This is a genomic window from Butyricimonas sp. (assembly GCF_019423355.1).
Classification (GTDB): domain Bacteria; phylum Bacteroidota; class Bacteroidia; order Bacteroidales; family Marinifilaceae; genus Butyricimonas; species Butyricimonas faecihominis.
Genome location: NZ_JAHZBP010000020.1, coordinates 1 through 7,330 on the forward strand (window position 1 = coordinate 1; position 7,330 = coordinate 7,330).

Annotated in this window: 5 protein-coding genes and 1 tRNA gene; 1 reads left to right on the forward strand and 5 read right to left on the reverse strand. The window is 45.3% G+C overall.

Translation table 11 applies throughout. The annotated features are described in order from the left end of the window. Positions 1-167 precede the first annotated feature (167 nt). From QVC79_RS17695 to QVC79_RS17710, 4 genes are all read right to left on the reverse strand, one after another. A complete protein-coding gene (locus QVC79_RS17695; protein ID WP_124317031.1) occupies positions 168-1,523 on the reverse strand; it encodes a porin in 1,356 nt (451 codons plus the stop codon). Positions 1,524-1,547: 24 nt separating this feature from the next. Beyond that, positions 1,548-2,969 carry a glycerophosphodiester phosphodiesterase family protein gene (locus tag QVC79_RS17700; RefSeq protein ID WP_124317032.1) on the reverse strand — a complete coding sequence of 474 codons (1,422 nt, stop codon included), beginning with the start codon at positions 2,967-2,969 and terminating at the stop codon, positions 1,548-1,550. A 20-nt stretch (positions 2,970-2,989) separates the two neighbouring features. Then, complete coding sequence (glpT, locus tag QVC79_RS17705) at positions 2,990-4,339, reverse strand: glycerol-3-phosphate transporter (RefSeq protein ID WP_270591995.1); 1,350 nt, start codon at positions 4,337-4,339, stop codon at positions 2,990-2,992. 103 nt (positions 4,340-4,442) lie between these two features. Then, positions 4,443-6,020: a glycerol-3-phosphate dehydrogenase/oxidase gene (locus QVC79_RS17710; RefSeq protein WP_270591993.1), complete on the reverse strand. Its 1,578-nt coding sequence runs from the start codon at positions 6,018-6,020 to the stop codon at positions 4,443-4,445. Positions 6,021-6,335: 315 nt separating this feature from the next. Between QVC79_RS17710 and QVC79_RS17715 the strand changes: the two genes are divergently transcribed. Beyond that, complete coding sequence (locus tag QVC79_RS17715) at positions 6,336-7,109, forward strand: DeoR/GlpR family DNA-binding transcription regulator (protein ID WP_027201863.1); 774 nt, start codon at positions 6,336-6,338, stop codon at positions 7,107-7,109. 57 nt (positions 7,110-7,166) lie between these two features. Here QVC79_RS17715 and QVC79_RS17720 read toward each other — a convergent pair. Beyond that, a tRNA-Met gene (locus QVC79_RS17720) sits at positions 7,167-7,240 on the reverse strand. Positions 7,241-7,330 lie beyond the last annotated feature (90 nt).

Sequence of the window (7,330 nt, forward strand, 5' to 3'; positions counted from 1 at the left end):
AACTAACTACTGGTTATCAATCAATTATCAAACAAAAAAAGTTTGCCTGTTATGTCCTGCCTGTATTTGCCAACTACCCCCACCAGCTCCCCCTGTGTAAGGGGGAGTTAGTGAGGGTAGTTGTTTAAAATTGACTTTTTAGACAGCCACTTTTTCCTTCTCTCCTATCAGAACGACACCATCAAACGCATCTGCAACTGATGGAAATTCTTATCCAACGGGAAATAAACATTCTTTAAATTACTATACTGGTACTCGCCCATCACCTTCACGTACTGGTTCAACGTGTAGTTCACGCCAATCGTGGCCGCGTGTAACCGTCCCCCGCCAATACTCGTTGACACGGCCGGGTAATCTGCCACCACTCCCCCGGGATAAAATACCTGCTTACCAATTAAAAAGAAATCACCTTTATTAATGTCATTCAAATCCGTGTAGCTATAACGGGCCACAATCTCCAGATCTCCCCTCTCGTTACTTCCCCGTAACAATCCGTACTCATCGTCATAACCGTATCCTTCACCGCAAAGCAAGTACCCCATTTCCACGTACGCCCCTTGAAACTTGGAACTCCGTATCGGGTTTCCGGCCTGCCAAGATGCCAAGGTAGTCCAGCTCCAAACGCCTCCCAACTGATTCTCGAACAAAGCCTCGTCATTTCTTTTCTTGTATAATCTCTTGTAAATATACTCGCCCCGCAAAAACATATTACTGGTAACCACCAGCACTTCCGGTCCTACCGTGATCGTGTTCTTCGCCCAAGGCACCTGCGCGTTTAGAAATTCCGTCGTACCGTCCACGTAAGTCTGCATATTCGACTCCAACTCCATATTCGTCTTGAACACGTTATTCACCACCTCGCCCGTGTTAATCCGTCCGTAGCGGAAAGAGGCCCCGACATGCAGAGTTATAAACTCATTATTAAGCGGCTTGTACAACCAGCGTCCACTCAAGCTTACTCCTTGAAAACCGGAAATCTGGTCATTGTACTTGTTCTCAGCGAAAAGCCCTTGATCAGCGAAGAAAGTGGCATCATAATACTTGTAGGTAATCCCCAAACCACGCCCGGCCGATAAAGCCATGGCCGGAGCCGCACGGGAAATAAAATGGTAATTATACAAACTTGCGTTCAGACTCATACTCGACGGTTCGTTAAAATAGCCCGCCTTCACGCTATGAATCCCGTACACCGATTCGTGAAAATTATATCGCACGAAAATATTCTTTTGCTTGAAAGTCCCTTTCGAAAAATCGAAATCAGCGTAAAAATACAACGGCCCGTATGTCAACGACGTCCGTATGCGAGCATCCGTGAGCGCTGCCCCCGACTTCATCGGCGTGTACTCCGAATGATAATAAGCCACATCAGCAAACAAACGAGCGCCTGCCGTGAAACGAATTCCTTTATCCTTATTGATATATTGTAAAAGAGGATTGGAAACATCCTCGGCCTGAGCTTTCACCATATTAGACGACAACACGAGGGCGACTAATACAACAGGGAATAATATATATTTTTTCATACTGGTCTGCATTTAAACAATTATTTAGTAACCTAATCTCTCCAACACCACCTTCGCGTCAACCAACGTCTCGGAAGCCGGACTCTTTCGCCAGCCTTGAGTAATCATATAGTTGATACTCATATCAGAATGGTTCGTAAACAATGCATCCAGATAAGGTGCTTTATATTTCCCGTCAATCTCGACACCGAAATTATATTGTCCGAAATACTTAGCCATCTGGTCATACGTGTCAAACGTGTAGGGATGATTCTTCATTCCAGCCTTGTGAATCAAGTAATCCTGCCACGGTTGGTTCAGTTCCGGGTAATTATTCGGAGCTCCGGCAATACACGGTCCGATAAAATGAGCCTTGTACTTCACGCCCAAATTAATAAACGAGGCATAACCCAGCGGATCGTCATACGTGATATCCGTCGCTCCCGTACCTTTCCACAACAGGAAACACATCGGGACCTTACCTTCAAAATGCTCGGCAACCCTCACAAGGCTCTCCAACGAGAAGGTCTGCAAAATCACCTTGCCATTCGTGTTCCCCGTGTTCACCTTGCCATTCACGTAGAATGGGTTGCTTTCCGGTTCCGGTTGCGTGATAATATTCATTCCCAAACGATCCAGTTCCTTGTAGACAATCTCCTCGAACCCGGCAGGATTCAGCCACGGCTCCTTGAACTCGATATAAATTCCCGGGCGGTTTCCCGTGTCCTCCGGATCATCCACGTAACCGAACGTGTACTTGATTACGTCGGCCGTACCGCTTAAACTCTTGATCTTCTCCCCGGTTTTCTGTCCCATCGTGAACACTCGTTTTCCCTGCGCGTCCCGTTCCAGCATTTTCCCCTTGGAATAAGCCACGAGATCCTCCAATGTAGAAATGTACTGATGTTGTGAGGCAAAGCTCGGGCGGGCCTGTTCGATACTCGTTTCATTAAACCACGTACCGGCATCCAGCATCATCAACTCCTCGTAGGTATAATAAGCCGGAAGATTCGGAACAAAATTCTTGGCATCCTCTTTCACCAACGCATCAGCCTCCTCGGCCGAGTAGCCGATCTTCTGGTAATACGCTTTCCTAATTTCGTAAGGGATAGTCTCCCCGAACACGTTCTCGATATTCGTGGTTCGTTTCAAGTTGTCATCATGCAATGCCAACACCACCCCATCTTTCGAAACCTGCATATCACATTCCAGATAGTCAGCCCCGATTTCTCTCGCCCAGCGATACGCTGCCTCCGTCTCTTCAGGGGTCCAGAACGTCGATCCCCGGTGAGCGACAACAGCATACTCCGGCACGTAATCCCGCACTTTAATCATATCGGGAGTCAAATGATCCAATTCAACCTTGTCGACATCGACGTTTATGTTGTTGAATTTTTGATCTTCACACGACATGACCAAGGCTATCAACCCGCATGCCATCACTGCATGAAAAAACTTTTTAATCATAATTTTGAATTTTAGAGCGTTTAATGTTTGTTAGTACTCTCTTTTACCAGATATTGTTCTTCTCTTACTGTAAATGCCGTAAAAATGAATGCCAGAGCGCAGGCTCCCAACAGGATAATGAAACTCCAGTCCCATCCGAGGTGATCCACCACGTACCCCAACATGATATTTGCTAACAAAGCCGTTCCAAAGAAATAACCGAAAAAGCCGGTCAATCCGGCAGCCGTTCCGGCCGCTTTTTTGGGCGCCAAATCCAAGGCGTGTACCCCGATCAACATCACCGGCCCGTAAATCAAGAACCCAATAGCGATCAGACATATACTGTCCATCACCAGATTATGTTCCGTCTGCCAGTAAATAAACACGAACAAGGCCACCAGCACCATGTAAATCATCGTCGTGATCGCCCGCCGTCCCTTGAACACGTAGTCACTCACGATACCGCAGATAATCGTACCGGGAATGGCCGCGATCTCGTAAGCCGAATAAATCCAGCCTACCGCACCGCTATCGTACCCTTTCACGTCCTTCAGGTAAGTCGGCGCCCAGTCAAGCACCCCGTATCTCACCAAATAGATAAAAGCATTAGCGATAGCGATATACCATAATATCTTGTTATTCAAAACATATTTGAAAAAAATCTCTTTTGCCGTCAACTCTTCCTCCGACTTCGCGCTGTAATTTTTCGGGTAATCATTACGATATTCCTCGATCGGCGGCAGACCACACGATTGCGGCGTGTCCCGGATCAGAATAAACGCAATCACGGCAACCACCAAGGCTACAACAGCCGGAAAAACAAACGTGGCAGACTGCCAGGAACCGAACCACACCAATCCCACGGAAAACATGATCCCGACCAAACTACCTCCCACATTATGGGCCACGTTCCAGATCGACATTTTGGTTCCCCGTTCCTTCAAGGAAAACCAGTGCGTCATCACCCGTCCGCTAGGTGGCCAACCCATTCCCTGGAACCAACCGATCAAAAACTGGGTAATAAACATGACCACGATGGAAGAAACACCCGCGCTTGTTCCCAAAAACAACGTCACGAGTGCCGATAACACCAGTCCCAACGGCAAAAACTTACGGGCACTACTCCGGTCGGAAACCCCTCCCATCAAAAACTTCGATATCCCGTAAGCGATAGCATTAGCCGAAAGAGCCACCCCTAAATCTCCCTTGTCAAATCCCAACTCCTGCAAATAGGGCATTGCCAGAGTAAAATTCTTACGTACTAAATAATACCCCGCATACCCTATAAATATACCTAAAAAGACCTGTAAACGTAACTTCTTGTACGTGGGGTCAATTTTCTCTTTAGGCAACAAGGGTTTATGAGGCTCAGGCTTCAGAAAACTCCACATGATATTAATTTTTAATAAATATTATATTGATTCCAATCTGATTATCGTAAACGTTTCCATTACTACTCGCGGCTCTTTCCGGATGAAATACACCGGGCTAAGATCAAAACATGATCTTAGCCGCGATGTAATTTTCTGCCAGTTCAGTGAACTCCTTCACTTCTTCATCAATCCATGCCTGATCCTTCCCAAGTTCTTTCGCCATCACTTCTGCCACCAGCGGGGCTGCCTTAATCGCCTCTCTCGCGTCAACAAACAACAATCGAACCCTCCGTGCAAGAACATCCTCTACCTCTCTGGCCATCTCCTCCCGAACTGCCCAAACAACTTCGGCTACGGTATAATCATATTTATCTGACAGTTTCTTTCCGTATTCCGGATTTTCAGCGATCAACTTCATAATCGCATCCTGATCACTACCATAAACGTACATGTGGTCTTTCAAGTTCGGGTTTTTCCGGTACCCGTGTATATGGAATTTTTTCGTCACGCAGGGTCTGGCATCCACCAGTTTCATGGCAATCGCTTTATCCACCGTATCTTCGGCCATCAAACGATAAGAAGTCCATTTACCTCCCGTGATCGTGATTAAATTATTATCGGAAACTATAATCTTGTGTCCGCGGGAAAGTTCTTTCGTACTCTTTCCCTCGTGTTTCGGGGCTGCCAACGGCCGTTGCCCCGCGAACACGGATTCAATATCAGCATACGTCGGGGCCGGGTCCATGTATAAAGAAGCCGTTTTCAGAATAAAATCAATTTCTTCCTTCAACGGTTTCGGCTCTATTTCCGGAACCGGACGCATAATATCCGTCGTTCCCACAACAACTTTATTGTGCCAAGGTACGGCAAACAACACCCGTCCATCACTCGTCTTTGGCACCATGATCGCGTAATCACTCTGCAAAAACTTCATATCTAACACCAGATGTACTCCTTGACTCGGTGTCACCATCTTACTATGTCCAGGAGAATCCATCGCCATCAGGTCATCCACGAGAATTCCACAGGCATTGATCACACTCTTCGCCTTCAACTGCATCTCTTTTCCGGACTCCATATCCACGAACTTCACCCCGGCAACCTTCCCGTTCTGGTCATGCACGATCCCGAAAACCTTCGCTTTGTTAAGTATCACACCCCCATTATCCGCACTGGTCTGGGCCAAATTAATTGCCATCCGCGAATCATCAAACTGCCCGTCATGATAAACAATACCTCCCTTCAATCCTTTTTTCACCGATGTCGGTAAATACTCCATCACCTTCTTGGGGGAAATAAAACGGCTTCTCCCGTATCCGAAGCCAAAAGACAGCAGGTCATAAAGCGTAAGCCCGCAGAAATACAGGAAATTATCCCAGTATGTATAATTCGATATTACAAAAGCCTGATCCTTCACGAGATGCGGGGCATTAGCCTTCATTCGCCCTCTCTCCCTTAATGCTTCTAATACTAAAGCGACATCGCCTTTTTGAAGATAACGTACACCACCGTGTACCAGTTTCGTACTCCGACTGGAAGTACTCTTGGCAAAATCTGCCATTTCTAAGAGGACAACGCTATATCCTCTTGTTGCGGCGTCAACCGCCACTCCTAAACCCGTAGCTCCCCCTCCAACCACAACCATATCCCATACTTTCTCAGGTTCCTGAAGTTTATTCAACATATCTTTTCGGTTCATAACACAATTATTTATGTATTCAACAATCTATAAAATTCCAATAACGTTCCGCAAGCATACCATATACTTACGAACCGAAACTTCGTTTTCCTAAATTTCGTTCTTTGTTATTGGTCTCCATGGCCCATTTCTCGTTACGAGTAGTGCCATTTCTTTCTTTGGTATTGATCTTAATTTACGGAAACTCAGAGCAAAAGTTTCTATTTTTTAAGAAATATATTTCCCCAGTTTAAAATTAATTACAACACTTGATAAGTAATATTCAATAAAACAGATGTATATTTGCAGTGGTGGAAATATGATTATCGAAACAAAATGAAAACATTATCTCTAAGTGAAAGGCACAACTACATATTAGAAACATTACGCCAACAAGGTTCCGTTTCAGTTGTTGATCTCGCCAACCAATTAAAAGTATCTTCTGTAACGATTCGCAAGGATCTTACCTTACTTGAGGAAAAAGAAATGCTCTATCGCACACACGGTAGTGCCATTTTAATCAACCCTTATATCAATGATCGCCATGTAAACGAGAAAGAAAAGTCCTATCCCGAAGAAAAACGACTGATAGGTAGATATGCTGCAAGTCTAATTACAGCAGACGACTCTATTCTCATTGCATCCGGAACAACAATGCATGCGTTAGCCCGAGAGATCGTGCCTCAAGGCCACCTCACAGTAATTGCCGCAGCCATTAACGTTACAAACATTCTAGCTCGTAACAAGAACATAGATATAATACAACTCGGAGGTTTCGTACGGAATAGTTCTGTCTCTGTCGTTGGAAATTATGCAGAAAAAATGCTGGAAAACTTTTCTTGTAGTAAACTCTTCATGGGAGTTGACGGGATAGACCTAGATTATGGATTAACTACCACGAACATGATGGAAGCTAATTTAAATCAGGTAATGATACAAGCCGCACAAAAAGTAGTCGTTCTGGCTGACTCTTCTAAATTCGGACGTAGAGGTTTCGGAAAAATATGCGATCTGGATGCTGTTGATCACATCATCACGGATAAATATGTACCTAGTAAAACTCTCGAGGGATTGCGTGAACGCGGTATCGAGGTAACTGTTGCCGAATAAAATATTAAATTTGATTCAAATAAAAAACCCATTGATTTCTCAATGGGTTTCATTTTGTAGCGAGATCCGGGATTGAACCGGAGACCTCATGATTATGAATCATGCGCTCTAACCAGCTGAGCTACCTCGCCATAAAAATCGCTGAAATAAATTCCAGCGATTTTGAAAATTCGGCATCGACCTACTCTCCCACCCAAGGGCAGTACCATCGGCGCTAACGG